Origin of the sequence: Cupriavidus gilardii (genome assembly GCF_013314895.1) — a bacterium.
GTDB lineage: Bacteria > Pseudomonadota > Gammaproteobacteria > Burkholderiales > Burkholderiaceae > Cupriavidus > Cupriavidus gilardii_C.
Map to the genome: position 1 here is coordinate 218920 of NZ_JABTYE010000006.1, position 13613 is coordinate 232532.

Consider the following 13613-nt stretch of genomic DNA (forward strand, 5'->3'; position numbering starts at 1 on the left):
CGGAGCCGGTCGCGCGTCGGCGTGTAGTATTGACACCCGCCAATCGAGGCACAAGCGCGTAACTACGCAGCGATCCTGCGTAGTACTACGCAACGGGACGGTCAGAGGCCGCTTCCCAGGCATCCGTGTTTACCCTGGTCACGATGAAACTCCGCCAGAAGATCCTGCTGCTCGCGGTCGCGCCGCTGGCGATCGCCATGCTCGGCATCGCGCTGGCCGTGCACTATCAGGCCACCGCGCTGGTCCGCCACGAGCGCGCGCTGGTCGAGGCGGCCTATCTGCAAAGCAAGGAAACCGAGCTGCGCCACTACGTACAGCTGGCGCAGAGTGCGATCGCGCCGCTGGTGAAGTCCGGCCGCAACGACGAGGCCACGCGCCAGGCCGCGATGCAGGCGCTGGCGGGGCTGGACTACGGTCCCGACGGCTATTTCTTCCTGTACGACCTGCAGGGCCGCAACCTGATGCACCCGCGCCAGCCGGACCTGATCGGCAGGGATCTGTGGGATCTGCGCGATCCCGAGGGCGCGCTGCCGATCCAGCAGCTGATCGCGGCGGCGCGCGCAGGCGGCGGCGCGGTGCGCTATCGCTGGGAGAAGCCGTCGACCCGGCAGTTGGCACCCAAGCTCGGCTACGTGGTGGCGGTGCCGGAATGGGGCTGGATGCTTGGCACCGGCATCTATCTGGACGATGTCGAGGCGACGCTGCGCGAGCTCGACACGCGCGCCGAGACCGATATCCGCGCGACGCTGGCGTGGATCGGCGCGATCGCCGCGATCAGCATCCTGCTGGTGGGCGCGGGCGGGCTGGCGCTGAACATCAGCGAGCATCGCGAGGCCGACGCCAAGCTGCGCCAGCTGGCGCAGCGCGTGGTGCGCTCGCAGGAGGACGAACGCGCGCGGCTGTCGCGCGAACTGCATGACGGCGTCAGCCAGCTGCTGGTGTCGGTCAAGCTGGTGCTGGAGACCGCGCTGAACCGGCTGGCGCAGGCGCCGACCGAGGGCGCGGCGGTGGCGCCGGTGCTAGGCATGGCGCTGAACCGGCTGGAGACGGTGTTCAACGAGGTGCGGCGCGTCGCGCGCAACCTGCGGCCGGCGCTGCTCGACGACCTGGGCCTGCAGGCCGCGCTGCAGCATCTGGCCCGCGAGATGCAGGGCGCGAGCGGGCTGCGCATCGATATCGATTGCCACGGCGTGCCGCGGCCGCTGTCGGACGAGGGGGCCACCGCGCTGTACCGCATCGCGCAGGAGGCGCTGACCAATGTCGAGCGCCACGCCAATGCGCGGCGCGTCGAACTGACGCTGTCCTATGCCGAGTCCGGCGTCGCGCTGGTGGTGCAGGACGACGGCAGCGGCTTCGATCTCGAGCGCGTGCAGCGCGACCCGCGCGGCGGCATCGGCCTGCGCAATCTGCGCGAGCGCATCGCCAGCCTGGGCGGCGAGTTCGATATCGACTCCGCGCCCGGCGGCACGCGCATCCGCGCCTATCTGCCGGCCTCGGCCTTCGCCCCCGAAACGCTGCAGATGCCGGAGACGCCGGAGACGCCGGAGACGCCGGAGACGCCGGAGACGCCGGCGCCGGCCAGCACGGCGGAGGCGCCGCCGGCCGCCCCGTCCCACTCTTCCCCGCTGTCCCGATGAGCTCCTACTCCGAACCCTACCGTCCCGCGCGTGTGCTGCTGGTCGACGACCACACGCTGGTGCGCGACGGCATGCGCATGCATCTGGCACTGCAGCCGGGGCTGACCGTGGTCGGCGAGGCCGACGACGGCGAAGCGGCGCTGGCCTGGCTGGCGCGCTGCCGGCCCGATGCGCTGCCGGACCTGGTGATCACCGATATCGGCATGCGCGGCATGGGCGGCATCGCGCTGGCCGACGCGCTGCACCAGCGCCATCCCGAGATCGCTGTGCTGATGCTGTCGATGCACGACAACCTCGAATACGTGCGGCAGGCGATGCGCGCCGGCGCGCGCGGCTACGTGCTGAAGGACGCCCCGGCCGACGAACTGCTGGCCGCAATCGACGCGGTGCTGGCGGGCCGCGTCTTCTACAGTGCCCGCATCGCCCGCCGCATGATCGAGGAAGGCCCGGCCGCCCATCCGCTCGATGCACTGACGCCGCGCGAACGCGACATCCTGAACGGCATCGGCCGCGGCCTGGCCAACAAGGAAATCGCGGCGTCCCTTGGCGTGTCGGTGCGCACGGTGGAGACGCATCGGCTCAACCTCAAACGCAAGCTCGGCATCGAGGGGCGCGCGGGGTTGGTCAAGTATGCGGTGGAGCAGTTGGGGGAAGGGGCCGAAAAGTCATAACGTCGGCGTTTCTGGATAGCCATAGTGCGTGCCCTTCCATAGGCTTCACCCCTTGGCGCCCCGCTTCCTTCGTCGAGTAGCACGTCTGTGCTACAGTCGGAAAACCAACGGAGGCTGCCATGTCGACTACCACCATTCGTTTGTCCGAAGAAATGAAAGCTCGAATTGCACGCGCCGCGGAACGTGCGGGTACGACGCCGCACAACTTCATACTCCAAGCCATTTCAGAAAAGACTGCCCAGGAAGAACGTCGTGCCGAATTTCACGACGAAGCGCGGAAGCGCTTGGCCAACATAATCGCCACCGGCAAGACCATTGCGTGGGAGGACATGCGCGCTTATATGGAACAACGGGCCGCAGGGAAACTGCCACCACGCCCGCTGCCCAGGAAGCTGGTCCGATAGCAATGACTCGCGTCGAACTTGCATCCGAGGTGACGGATGACTTCGATCGGATCGTTGCTCACCTCGACCGCCATCACGTCCCGAATCCCGAGGCGCGAATTGGCGAAATCGTCCAGGCGCTGCAAGTGCTGACACACAGTCCGCTGATGGGGCGGCCAGTCGATGACGATATACGCGAACTTGTGATCGGGCGGGGCTCGCATGGCTACATTGCCGCGTATCACTATGTAGAAGCCATGGACATGGTTCTCGTGGTGGCCATCCGAAGCCAGAAGGAAGGCGGCTATGCCGATCGCGACGGCCGGGGCTAATCCATGTTCCGACAGGCGTAGAAGACAAAAAGAAAGCCCTCGCAATAGCGAGGGCTTCGTCATTTCGGATGACGCCTGCCCGAAGGCAAGCGCGAAAGTCAGGCGTCTACCGCATCAAGCCGCCAGCCGCTTGGCCAGCGCGTCCTTGGTTTCGGACAGCGCCTGCGGCAGATGGTGCTTGAGCTGGGTGAACAGCTCCTCGTGCAGCGCCAGTTCCTGTTCCCAGGCGGCGCGGTCGATCGAGGTGACCTTCTGGAACTGCTCGGGCGAGAAGTCCAGGCCTTCCCAGCGCAGATCCTCGTAGCGCGGCGAGGTGCCGAACACGTGCTCGGTGCCCTGGCCGCGGCCTTCGACGCGGTCGATCATCCACGACAGCACGCGCATGTTCTCGCCGAAGCCCGGCCACACGAAGTTGCCGGCCTCGTCCTTGCGGAACCAGTTGACGCAGTAGATCTTCGGCAGCTTGGCGCCGGCAGCCTCGAGCTTGTTGCCCAGTTCCAGCCAGTGGCCGAAGTAGTCGCTCATGTTGTAGCCGCAGAACGGCAGCATCGCGAACGGGTCGCGGCGCACCACGCCCTGCTGGCCGGCGGCCGCGGCGGTGGTTTCCGAACCCATGGTGGCGGCCATGTAGACGCCTTCGGTCCAGTTGCGGGCTTCTGTCACCAGCGGCACCGTGGTCGAGCGGCGGCCGCCGAAGATGAAGGCGTCGATCGGCACGCCGGCCGGGTTGTCCCAGTTGGCGTCGATCGAGGGGCACTGCGAGGCCGGTGCGGTGAAGCGCGCGTTCGGGTGCGCCGCCTTGGCACCGGTCTGCTTCGCGATCTCGGGCGTCCAGTCCTTGCCCTGCCAGTCGATCAGATGGGCCGGCGCTTCGCGGGTCATGCCTTCCCACCAGACGTCGCCGTCATCGGTCAGCGCGACGTTGGTGAAGATCACGTTTTCCTTCAGCGTCGCCATCGCGTTGAAGTTGGTCTTCTCGCTGGTGCCCGGGGCCACGCCGAAGTAGCCGGCTTCCGGGTTGATCGCATACAGGCGGCCGTCCTTGCCCGGCTTGATCCAGGCGATGTCGTCGCCGATCGTGGTGACCTTCCAGCCTTCGAAGCCCTTGGGCGGGATCAGCATCGCGAAGTTGGTCTTGCCGCAGGCCGACGGGAACGCCGCCGCGACGTGGTACTTCTTGCCCTCGGGCGAGGTCACGCCGAGGATCAGCATGTGTTCGGCCAGCCAGCCCTCGTCGCGGCCCATGGTCGAGGCAATCCGCAGCGCGAAGCACTTCTTGCCCAGCAGCGCGTTGCCGCCATAGCCCGAGCCGAACGACCAGATCTCGCGGGTCTCGGGGAAATGGACGATGTACTTGGTCGGGTTGCACGGCCACGGCACGTCCTTCTCGCCGGCGGCCAGCGGCTTGCCGACGGTGTGCACGCACGGCACGAACTCGCCGTCGGCGCCCAGCACGTCATACACGGCGCGGCCCATGCGGGTCATGATCCGCATGTTGACGGCGACGTACGGGCTGTCGGACAGCTCCACGCCGATGTGGGCGATCGGCGAACCGAGAGGCCCCATCGAGAACGGCACCACGTACAGCGTGCGGCCGCGCATGCAGCCATCGAACAGCCCGCTCAGGGTCTGGCGCATCTCGGCCGGCGGCATCCAGTTGTTGGTCGGGCCGGCGTCTTCCTCCTTCTGCGAGCAGATGAAGGTACGGTCCTCGACGCGCGCGACATCGGACGGGTCCGACAGGGCGAGGAAGGAGTTCTTGCGCTTGGCGGGGTTCAGCCGCTTCATCGTGCCGGCGGCGACCATCTGCTCGCACAGGCGGTCGTATTCCTCCTGGGAGCCGTCGCACCAGTAGATGCTGTCGGGCTTGGTCAGCGCGGCGATCTCGGCGACCCAGGCGACCAGCTTCTGGTGCTTGACCCAGGCCGGAACGTTCAGCGCCGGCGTGCCTTGCATGGTGGGGTGGTTCATGGTGGTACTCCAAAGCAAAAAAGAAATCTTTGGCAAAGCCTGGCCCGGGGCCGCGCTCTGAAAAACCGGATGAAACGCGGAATCGACGAGAACGCCTGCCATGGCCGCATGCTTGAGGGACCACTTCTTGTGAAAGCGGTTCCGCATGTGGGGCGGGCGTTCTGCCCGCATGGCGCCCGCACGGTGGTCGGTGTGGACCACGCTCGCTCGGGACCGTCACATCCCGTTACAAGTCCGGCGCGATCCAGTCGGGAATCGATCGCGGCGGGCCTTGCGGCTGCGCTACAGTGGCGGTTTTCCCGCGGACGTGTCGCAGCGGGTGCCAGTCAAGCTTTGTCCGGCGACAACCCGGTTGCGGGAGCCAGGCTCGACCGACAATCCGGGACGTCACCGAAGGCGGCAAGGATACCACCGCTGTCGTCCTCCGTTTTTTGCTCTGCAGCAAGCGGGCGGCGCGAAAACCGGTCGGAACGCCGTGTCGCCATGGCTTGTCGCAGCACTTTGGTGGCCAACCTTACTGGCCGCGCGCATGCCGGTCTGTGGGCACGCGTACCAACCGGGTTGCGGCGTCAATTGCACCGCCATCGGTCATCGGGCCGCTCACCGTAGTTCACCGAACCGCTCACCGAACCGCTCACCGAATCCGACGATGAAAATTGCCGTTCTCGACGACTACCAGGATGCCGTGCGCAAGCTGGCCTGCTTCCAGCTGCTGCAGGGCCATGACGTCAAGGTGTTCAACAACACCGTCAAGGGCGTGGGCCAGCTGGCGGCGCGCCTGTCCGATGTCGAAGCCGTGGTGCTGATCCGCGAGCGCACCCGCATCACGCGCCAGCTGCTGGAGAAGCTGCCGAAGCTGAAGATCATCAGCCAGACCGGCCGGGTCGGCGGCGCGGGCAGCCATATCGACGTGGACGCCTGCACCGACCGCGGCGTGGTGGTGCTCGAAGGGGTCGGTTCGCCGGTCGCGCCGGCCGAGCTGACCTGGGCGCTGATCATGGCGGCGCAGCGGCGGATTCCGCAGTACGTTGCCAGCCTGAAGCACGGCGCCTGGCAGCAGTCGGGTCTGAAATCGACCACGATGCCGCCCAATTTCGGGCTCGGCCAGGTGCTCAAGGGCCAGACGCTCGGCATCTGGGGCTACGGCAAGATCGGCCGCCTGGTGGCCGGCTATGGCCGCGCCTTCGGCATGAACGTGCTGGTCTGGGGCCGCGAGGCCTCGCAGACGGCCGCGCGCGAGGACGGCTTCGCGGTGGCCGAATCGAAGGAGCAGCTGTTCGCCGACAGCGACGTGCTGTCGCTGCTGCTGCGGCTGAACGACGAGACCCGCCATATCGTCAAGCTGGCCGACCTGACCTCGATGAAGCCGACCGCGCTGTTCGTCAACACCAGCCGCGCCGAGCTGGTCGAGGAAAACGCGCTGGTGGCGGCGCTCAACCGCGGCCGGCCCGGCATGGCGGCGGTCGACGTGTTCGAGTCCGAGCCGATCCTGCAGGGCCACGCGCTGCTGCGGATGGAGAACTGCATCTGCACGCCGCATCTGGGCTATGTCGAGCGCGACAGCTACGAGCTGTACTTCCGCACCGCGTTCCAGAACATCCTCGACGTGCTGTCCGGCGAGCACGGCAGCGTGGTCAATCCGAAGGCGCTGACGCCCGCGCTGACGCGTTAGGCGCCGTTCTCGGCCTCGGTCCGGGGCGATCTCCGCGGCCGCGGCGGCGCCCGACCCGATCGGCGCAAAACCGCTACACTGCCGGGATTCGCGGGCGGTCCCCTGCCGCCATCTCCCCTCGCGTCCCATCATGGATCCCAGGCTTCTGACGCTTTGCGTCGGCAATTTCGTCATCGGCACCGGCGCGATGATCGTCACCGGCATGCTGAACGACATCGCCGGCGATTTCCATTTGAGCGCCGCCACCGCCGGCCAGCTGGTCTCGGCCTTTGCGCTGGCCTGCTGCGTCGGCGCGCCGCTGTTCGCCACGCTCGGTTCGCGCATTGACCGCCGCCTGCTGCTGGTGGGCGCCCTCGCGCTCTATGGCGCGCTGCATCTGGCCTCGGCGCTGGCGCCGAACTTCGGCGCGCTGGTCGTGCTGCGTTTCGTCACGGCGATCGGCGCCGCCATCTATACTCCGCAGGCTGCCGCCACGCTGCCGCTGCTGGTCGATGCGAAGCTGCGCGGCCGCGCGATCAGCTTCGTTTTCCTCGGCTGGAGCGTGGCCAGCGTGGTCGGCGTGCCGATGGGCACCTGGATCAGCACGACGCTGGGCTGGCGCGTCAGCATGGGCGTGGTCGGCGTGATGGCGCTGGGCGTGGCGATCGCGCTGTGGCGGGTGCTGCCGCGCGGGCTGATGGTGGCGCCGGTCGGGCGCGCGGCCTGGGGCGCGGTGCTGCGCCATACGCCGCTGTTGATGGTGGTCGGCGTGACGATGGTGTCGTCGGCCGGCATGTTCACCATGTTCACCTATATCGCGCCGATGCTGCGCGACGTCCACGGCGTCAGCGGCGGCGCGCTGAGCCTGATGTTCCTGGCCTACGGCGCCTGCGGCGTGCTGGGCAACGTGGTGGCGGCCGCGCGCATGGACCGCGCCACGCCGGCCCGCGTGGTCCACGTCGCGCTGGGCACCTCGCTGGCGGCGATGCTGCTGTGGCCGTTGACCGGGCTCGGCCCGATCGCACTGGTGCTGATCTTCATGCTGTGGGGCATCGGCGGCTTCGCCACCAACAGCGCGCAGCAGGCGCGGCTGGTCGCGCTGGCGCCGGAGCGGGCGGCGGTCTCGATCTCGCTCAATTCCTCGTCGATCTATCTGGGCCAGGCGATCGGCGCGATGGTCGGCGCGGCGATCTACGCCACCACCGGCGCGCAGGCGCTGCATTGGGGCGCGGCCGCGCTGATGCTCGGCGCCCTGCTGCTGTCGGCGCGCGCCCGCGCCCTCGGTTGCCGCTGGCTGCGCCGGCAGGCGCCGCAGCAGGCCTGAGCGCGCCCTGCTGCTGCAAGGCGCCGCGTGGCGCTTCGCACGGCCCGGGATCGGACGCCTCCTGGGCCGACCCCCGGCCGCACCCCCGGCCCCGGCCGCCCGGGCCCGTTTTCTGCTAATGTTTGATCCCTGATACAAAGACGGCCCCTCTCCTGTAATCGTTTGTAATACAGACGCGTCTGCCAACGCTTGCCAGATACGGCGCCAAGGCGGTACCACTGGGGGCGGCCGGCCGCCCACCGGTTCCCAGAAGCCGGCGGCGGTCGTCCGGGTGGGCACGACGAAAAAAGGGAGCGAACCCGCGCACCAGCGCGGGGCAGCAGAGGGTCCTCGCATGAAATCGAAGGGTATCGACCAGGCCAAAGGCTTCGTCGAAAGCAACTGGAGCCAGGCCATGGGTACCGGCAGAAGTCGTGTGTCGCCCTGGCTGGCGCTGGCATTGTTGGCGTTGCTGGCGGTCGCCGGCTGGTACGTATGGAAGACGTGGTTCGCCGCCAGGCCGCAGGCGCAGGGCCCGGCGCCGGTGGCGGTGACCACCGCGCTGGCACGACAGGGCGACGTGCCGCTGCAGGTCAGCGTCAACGGCAACGTGACCGCGCTGTCGACCGTCGAGATCCGCCCGCAGGTCTCCAGCACCGTCCGCACCGTCCATATCCGCGAAGGCCAGACCGTCAAGCCCGGCGATCTGCTGTTCTCGCTCGATACCCGCATGGACGAGGCCAATCTGGCCCGCGCCCGCGCCCAGCTGCTGCGCGACCAGGCCGATCTGGCCGACGCCCGCCGCTCCCTGGCGCGCAGCGAGGAACTGGTCGCGCGCAACTTCATCTCGCGCAGCGCGGTCGATACCGCGCGCGCCAAGGTCGATGCGCTGGAGGCGACGGTGCGAGCCGACCAGGCCGCGATCGAGGCGAGCCGCGTCGCGGTCAGCTACGGCGCGATCCGCGCCACCATCGGCGGCCGCACCGGCGTGATCAACGTCTTTCCCGGTTCGCTGGTCTTGCCGACCGCGGCGCAGCCGATGGTGACGATCGCGCAGATTCAGCCGATCGCGGTCACCTTCACGCTGCCCGAACGCCAGCTCGCCGCGCTGCGCGACGCGCTGCGCAGCGGTCCGGTGCCGGTGACTGCGCAGCCCAACGACGGCAATCCCGAACCGGTGCAGGGCCGCATCACCTTCGTCGACAACACCGTCGATCCGCAGTACGGCACCATCCGCGTCAAGGCGCAATTCGACAACGAGGCCCAGCGCCTGTGGCCCGGCACCTATGCGCGGGTCGAGGCGGTGGTGCAGACGCTGACGGGCGTGGTGTCCGTGCCGCCGCAGTCGGTGGTCACCGGACCGGAAGGCCGCTTCGTCTATGCGGTGCAGGCCGACGGCAAGGTGCGGGCGATGCCGGTCAAGATGCTGGCGGCGACCGCCGCGGCGGCGGTGGTCGAAGGCGTGCCGGCCGGCACGCGCGTGGTGGTCGAGGGCGTGCAGAACCTGCGTCCGGGCAGCGCAGTGCGCGAGGCCAGCGCCGCCGGCGCTGCTCCGGCTCCCGGAAAGCATTGACGCCATGACGCTGTCCGAACTCTGCATCCGCCGGCCCGTGATGACGGTGCTGCTGGCGATCGCGATCGTCGTCACCGGCATCGTGCTGTACCCGACCATCCCGATCGCCGCGCTGCCCAGCTTCAACTCGCCGGTGATCCAGGTCACCGCCCGGCTGCCCGGGGCGAGCCCGGAGACGATGGCGGCCTCGGTCGCCACGCCGCTGGAGAAGCAGTTCGCCACGATCCCCGGCGTGTCCGTGATCAGCTCGGCGAATACGCTGGGCAATTCCAGCATCACGATCGAATTCAACAACGACCGCGACATCGACGCCGCCGCGGTCGACGTGCAATCGGCGCTGTTCCGTGCGCAGCGCTCGCTGCCGACCGAGATGACCGAGCCGCCGTCGTATCGCAAGGTCAATCCGGCCGACGCGGCGGTGATCCTGCTGGCGATCAATTCGCCGGCGATGAGCCTGGCCGAGCTGAACGCTTTCGGCGACAACCTGATCGCGCCGACGCTGTCGACGCTGCCCGGCGTCGCGCAGGTGCTGGTCTACGGCCAGAAGCGCTTCGCGGTGCGGGTGCGCGCGCGTCCCGATGCGCTCGCCGCGCGCGGCATGACGCTGGACGAGCTGGCCAGCGCGATTTCCCGCGCCAATGCCAACACGCCGGTCGGCACGCTCGACGGCGCACGGCAGATGCTGACGATCCAGGCCAACCGGCAGCTGGCCGACGCCGACGCCTTCCGCAACATCATCGTCGCCAGCCAGCCCAACGGCTCGCTGGTGCGGCTGTCGGACGTGGCCGAGGTCGAGGACAGCGTCGAGACGCTCAAGACCGGCAGCTGGCTGAACAACGAGCGCTCGATCGTGCTGGCGGTGCAGCGCCAGCCCGACGCCAACACGGTGGCGGTGGTCGATGCGATCCGCGCCGCGCTGCCGCGGCTGGTGCAGCAGATGCCGGCGTCGGTCAACGTCAACGTCGTCAACGACCGCTCGCGCTCGGTGCGCGAGTCGATCCACGACGTGCAGTTCACGCTGGCGCTGACCGCGGCGCTGGTGGTGATGGTGATCTTCCTGTTCCTGCGCCGGGCCGCCGCCACGCTGATCCCGACCGTCTCGTTGCCGATCTCGCTGATCGGCACGGTGGCGCTGATGAAGGCGTTCGGCTACAGCCTGGACAACGTGTCGCTGCTGGCCATCACGCTGGCGGTCGGCCTGGTGGTCGACGATGCGATCGTGATGCTGGAGAACATCGTCCGCCATATCGAGGAAGGCATGGCCCCGCTGAAGGCCGCGCTGGTCGGCTCGCGCGAGATGGGCTTCACCATCGTGTCGATCTCGGTGTCGCTGGTGGCGGTGTTCATCCCGATCTTCTTCATGCCGGGCGTGATCGGCCTGCTGTTTCACGAGTTCGCCGCGGTGGTGTCGCTGTCGATCCTGGTGTCGGCGCTGGTGTCGCTGACGCTGATCCCGATGCTGTGCGCGCGCTTCCTGTCGGCCGAGAACGTGCCGGTCGACGAATCGCAGCATGCGTATGGCGATGCCCCGCGGCATGCCGCCGCGCCTGCCGCCGCGCCCGCCCAACGGCAGAGCTTCGGCCTGCGCTCGACCCAGTGGTTCGAGAACCTGTTCGAATACACGCTGCACCGCTATGCGCGCGGCCTGGACTGGTGCCTGGCGCATCGCAAGACCGTGCTGGCCGCGGCCGGCATGACGTTCGTGCTGACCGCGGTGCTGTTCGTGCTGATTCCGAAGGGCTTCTTCCCCGAGGAGGACATCGGCCAGATCCAGGTCAATGCCGACGGCCCGCAGGACATCTCGTTCGATGCGATGTCGACGCTGATGCGCGACGCGGCCGAACGGATGCGGGCCAACCCGGCAGTCAAGAGCATCGTGGTGGCGATCGGCGGCGGCCCGTCGCCGGCGATCAATACCGGGCGCATGTTCATCGAGCTGAAGCCGGGCGGCGAGCGGCCGAAGATGCCGGAGGTGGTCGAGTCGCTGCGTCGCGATGTGTCCGGCATTCCGGGGCTCAACGTCTATTTCCGCCCGGTGCAGAACCTGCAGCTCGGCGGCCGCGTCAGCAAGGCGCGCTATCAATACACGTTGCAGAGCGTGCAGTCCGGCAATCTGCAGACCGCCGCCGACAAGCTGATGGCACGCATGCGCGCCGATCCGCTGTTCCGCGACGTCACCAGCGATTCGCAGCAGGCCGGGCTCGAGGCGCAGCTGGCGATCGACCGCGACAAGGCCAACTCGCTCGGCGTGCAGATGCAGGACGTGCGCACCGCGCTCTATACCGCGTTCGGCGAGCGTCAGGTGTCGACGATCTATACCTCGATCGACAGCTACTACGTGATTCTGCAGGCCGCGGACGTGGACCGCGTCGACGAGACCGCGTTCTCGAAGATCTATGTGCGCAGCACCAGCGGCACGCTGGTGCCGCTGTCGGCGTTCGCGACCACCGAGCGCCGCGTCGGTCCGATCGCGGTCAATCACCAGGGCCAGCTGCCATCGGTCACTGTGTCGTTCAACCTGGCCCCGGGCGCGGCGCTGGGCGATGCGTCGGCGCGCATCGACCGCTTCAAGCAGGAAACCGCGATGCCGCAGGAGATCTTCACCAGCTGGGGCGGCGATGCGGCGGTGTTCCAGTCGTCGCAGTCGACCCAGGTGATCCTGCTGATCGCGGCGATCGCGGTGATCTACGTGCTGCTGGGCGTGCTGTACGAAAGCTATATCCATCCGCTGACGATCCTGGCCGGCCTGCCGTCGGCCGCGGTCGGTGCGCTGCTGACGCTGTTCCTGTTCCGCGTCGAGCTGTCGCTGATCGCGATCATCGGCGTGCTGATGCTGATCGGCATCGTCAAGAAGAACGCCATCATGATGATCGACTTCGCGCTGGCGGCGCAGCGCGAACAAGGCATGCCGCCGGCCAGGGCGATCCGCCAGGCCTGCCTGCTGCGCTTCCGGCCCATCATGATGACCACGCTGGCCGCCATCATGGGCGCGCTGCCGATCGCGCTGGGCCTGGGCGCGGGCGCCGAACTGCGTCAGCCGCTGGGCCTGGCCGTGGTCGGCGGGCTGCTGTTCTCGCAGGTCATCACGCTGTTCATCACGCCGGTGATCTACCTGGCGCTGGACCGCTTCTCCGGCAGCGGTCCGCTGGAGATCGATGCGGACGGCAACCGCGTGCCGGCGACGGTGGGAGCCGATGCGGGACGCTGAGCGCGGACCGCGGCGACGCTCGGCCACGGCCGCGCTGGCCGCGACGCTGGCACTGGTCGCCGGTTGCGCGGCGACGCCCGCGGCGCCGGAGGGCACCGCGCCTGGGCTGTCGGCCTACCGCTATGTGCTGCTGGGCGAGGTGCATGACAATGCCGACGGGCATCGCCGCCGGCTGGCGTCGCTGACCGCAGCCATCGACGCCGGCTGGCGTCCCGCCATTGCGATGGAGCAGTTCGATCGCGAGCGTCAGGCCGATATCGACCGCGCCCGGCGCGAGCGGCCCGGCGACGCCGACTATCTGATCGCGCAGGCAGGCGCTCCGGGATGGGACTGGTCGCTGTATCGGCCGGTGATCGCGTTGGCGCTGCGCCACGATCTGCCGCTGGTTGCCGCAAACCTGTCGCGCGACGATGCGCGCCGCGTGATGCGCGGCGGCGCGGTGTTCAGCACGTCGGAACGGGAACGGCTGGGCCTCGCCGGGCCGCTGCCCGCCGATCTGGCCGCGACCCAGACCGCCGTGCTCGACGACAGCCATTGCGGCCATTTCCCGCGCGCCATGCTGCCCGGCATGCTGCAGGCGCAGGCCGCGCGCGATGCCGTGATGGCGGCCGCGCTGAAGGATCATGCCGCCGCCGGCGTGGTGCTGCTGGCCGGCAACGGCCATGTGCGGGAGGACATCGGCGTGCCGCGCTGGCTCGGTGCCAGGCCGGCCGAGGTGTTGACGGTGGCGTACCTGGAAACGGCCGAGCAAGGCGAGGCCGGCGCCTACGACAGGATCGTGCTGGTGCCGCCGGTCAAGCGCACCGATCCTTGCGACGGTGCCCGGCCGGCGCCGCGCTGAGCCTCACTGAGCCTCACCGAGCCTCACTGAGCCGACGCCCAGG

10 protein-coding genes are annotated in these 13613 nt (G+C 68.7%); 9 read left to right on the plus strand and 1 reads right to left on the minus strand.

Annotated features, from left to right (window positions below; all coding sequences use genetic code 11):
• Positions 1–143 precede the first annotated feature (143 nt).
• From HTY53_RS08495 to HTY53_RS08510, 4 genes are all read left to right on the plus strand, one after another.
• Positions 144–1637, plus strand: coding sequence for a cache domain-containing protein (locus tag HTY53_RS08495; RefSeq protein WP_174106048.1), 1494 nt, complete (start codon positions 144–146; stop codon positions 1635–1637).
• On the plus strand, positions 1634–2308 hold the full coding sequence (locus tag HTY53_RS08500) for a response regulator (RefSeq protein WP_174106049.1): 675 nt from the start codon (positions 1634–1636) through the stop codon (positions 2306–2308). Before HTY53_RS08495 ends, HTY53_RS08500 begins: the two co-directional genes overlap by 4 nt.
• 119 nt (positions 2309–2427) lie before the next feature.
• Complete coding sequence (locus HTY53_RS08505) at positions 2428–2712, plus strand: CopG family ribbon-helix-helix protein (protein WP_174106050.1); 285 nt, start codon at positions 2428–2430, stop codon at positions 2710–2712.
• A 2-nt stretch (positions 2713–2714) separates the two neighbouring features.
• A complete protein-coding gene (locus HTY53_RS08510; RefSeq protein WP_174106051.1) occupies positions 2715–3023 on the plus strand; it encodes a type II toxin-antitoxin system RelE/ParE family toxin in 309 nt (102 codons plus the stop codon).
• A gap of 114 nt (positions 3024–3137) precedes the next feature.
• Here HTY53_RS08510 and HTY53_RS08515 read toward each other — a convergent pair whose 3' ends face one another.
• The gene (locus HTY53_RS08515; protein ID WP_174106052.1) at positions 3138–4994 is read right to left on the minus strand and encodes a phosphoenolpyruvate carboxykinase (GTP); all 1857 of its coding nucleotides are present in this window, start codon (positions 4992–4994) and stop codon (positions 3138–3140) included.
• 649 nt (positions 4995–5643) lie between these two features.
• On the opposite strand from HTY53_RS08515, the gene HTY53_RS08520 reads away from it, so the two are divergent.
• The 5 genes from HTY53_RS08520 to HTY53_RS08540 all read left to right on the plus strand — a co-directional run bounded on the left by HTY53_RS08520 (position 5644) and on the right by HTY53_RS08540 (position 13570).
• Positions 5644–6666, plus strand: coding sequence for a D-2-hydroxyacid dehydrogenase family protein (locus HTY53_RS08520; protein ID WP_174106053.1), 1023 nt, complete (start codon positions 5644–5646; stop codon positions 6664–6666).
• Between the two features lie 130 nt (positions 6667–6796).
• Complete coding sequence (locus tag HTY53_RS08525; RefSeq protein WP_174106054.1) at positions 6797–7969, plus strand: MFS transporter; 1173 nt, start codon at positions 6797–6799, stop codon at positions 7967–7969.
• A 334-nt stretch (positions 7970–8303) separates the two neighbouring features.
• Positions 8304–9521, plus strand: a complete 1218-nt coding sequence (locus HTY53_RS08530) for an efflux RND transporter periplasmic adaptor subunit (protein ID WP_174106055.1) — start codon at positions 8304–8306, stop codon at positions 9519–9521.
• 4 nt (positions 9522–9525) lie between these two features.
• Entirely contained in the window at positions 9526–12729 is a 3204-nt protein-coding gene (locus tag HTY53_RS08535) for an efflux RND transporter permease subunit (protein WP_174106056.1), read from the plus strand.
• Positions 12716–13570: a ChaN family lipoprotein gene (locus HTY53_RS08540; protein ID WP_174106057.1), complete on the plus strand. Its 855-nt coding sequence runs from the start codon at positions 12716–12718 to the stop codon at positions 13568–13570. The genes HTY53_RS08535 and HTY53_RS08540 overlap by 14 nt, the downstream gene beginning before the upstream one ends.
• Positions 13571–13613: the final 43 nt, after the last annotated feature.

Excerpts from the sequence above, each read along its gene's own strand:
- HTY53_RS08520 (WP_174106053.1), top strand. The coding sequence starts at position 5,644 with ATGAAAATTGCCGTTCTCGACGACTACCAGGATGCCGTGCGCAAGCTG.
- HTY53_RS08495 (WP_174106048.1), top strand. The coding sequence starts at position 144 with ATGAAACTCCGCCAGAAGATCCTGCTGCTCGCGGTCGCGCCGCTGGCG.
- HTY53_RS08510 (WP_174106051.1), top strand. The coding sequence starts at position 2,715 with ATGACTCGCGTCGAACTTGCATCCGAGGTGACGGATGACTTCGATCGG.
- HTY53_RS08505 (WP_174106050.1), top strand. The coding sequence starts at position 2,428 with ATGTCGACTACCACCATTCGTTTGTCCGAAGAAATGAAAGCTCGAATT.
- HTY53_RS08535 (WP_174106056.1), top strand. The coding sequence starts at position 9,526 with ATGACGCTGTCCGAACTCTGCATCCGCCGGCCCGTGATGACGGTGCTG.
- HTY53_RS08540 (WP_174106057.1), top strand. The coding sequence starts at position 12,716 with ATGCGGGACGCTGAGCGCGGACCGCGGCGACGCTCGGCCACGGCCGCG.
- HTY53_RS08525 (WP_174106054.1), top strand. The coding sequence starts at position 6,797 with ATGGATCCCAGGCTTCTGACGCTTTGCGTCGGCAATTTCGTCATCGGC.
- HTY53_RS08500 (WP_174106049.1), top strand. The coding sequence starts at position 1,634 with ATGAGCTCCTACTCCGAACCCTACCGTCCCGCGCGTGTGCTGCTGGTC.
- HTY53_RS08515 (WP_174106052.1), bottom strand. The coding sequence starts at position 4,994 with ATGAACCACCCCACCATGCAAGGCACGCCGGCGCTGAACGTTCCGGCC.
- HTY53_RS08530 (WP_174106055.1), top strand. The coding sequence starts at position 8,304 with ATGAAATCGAAGGGTATCGACCAGGCCAAAGGCTTCGTCGAAAGCAAC.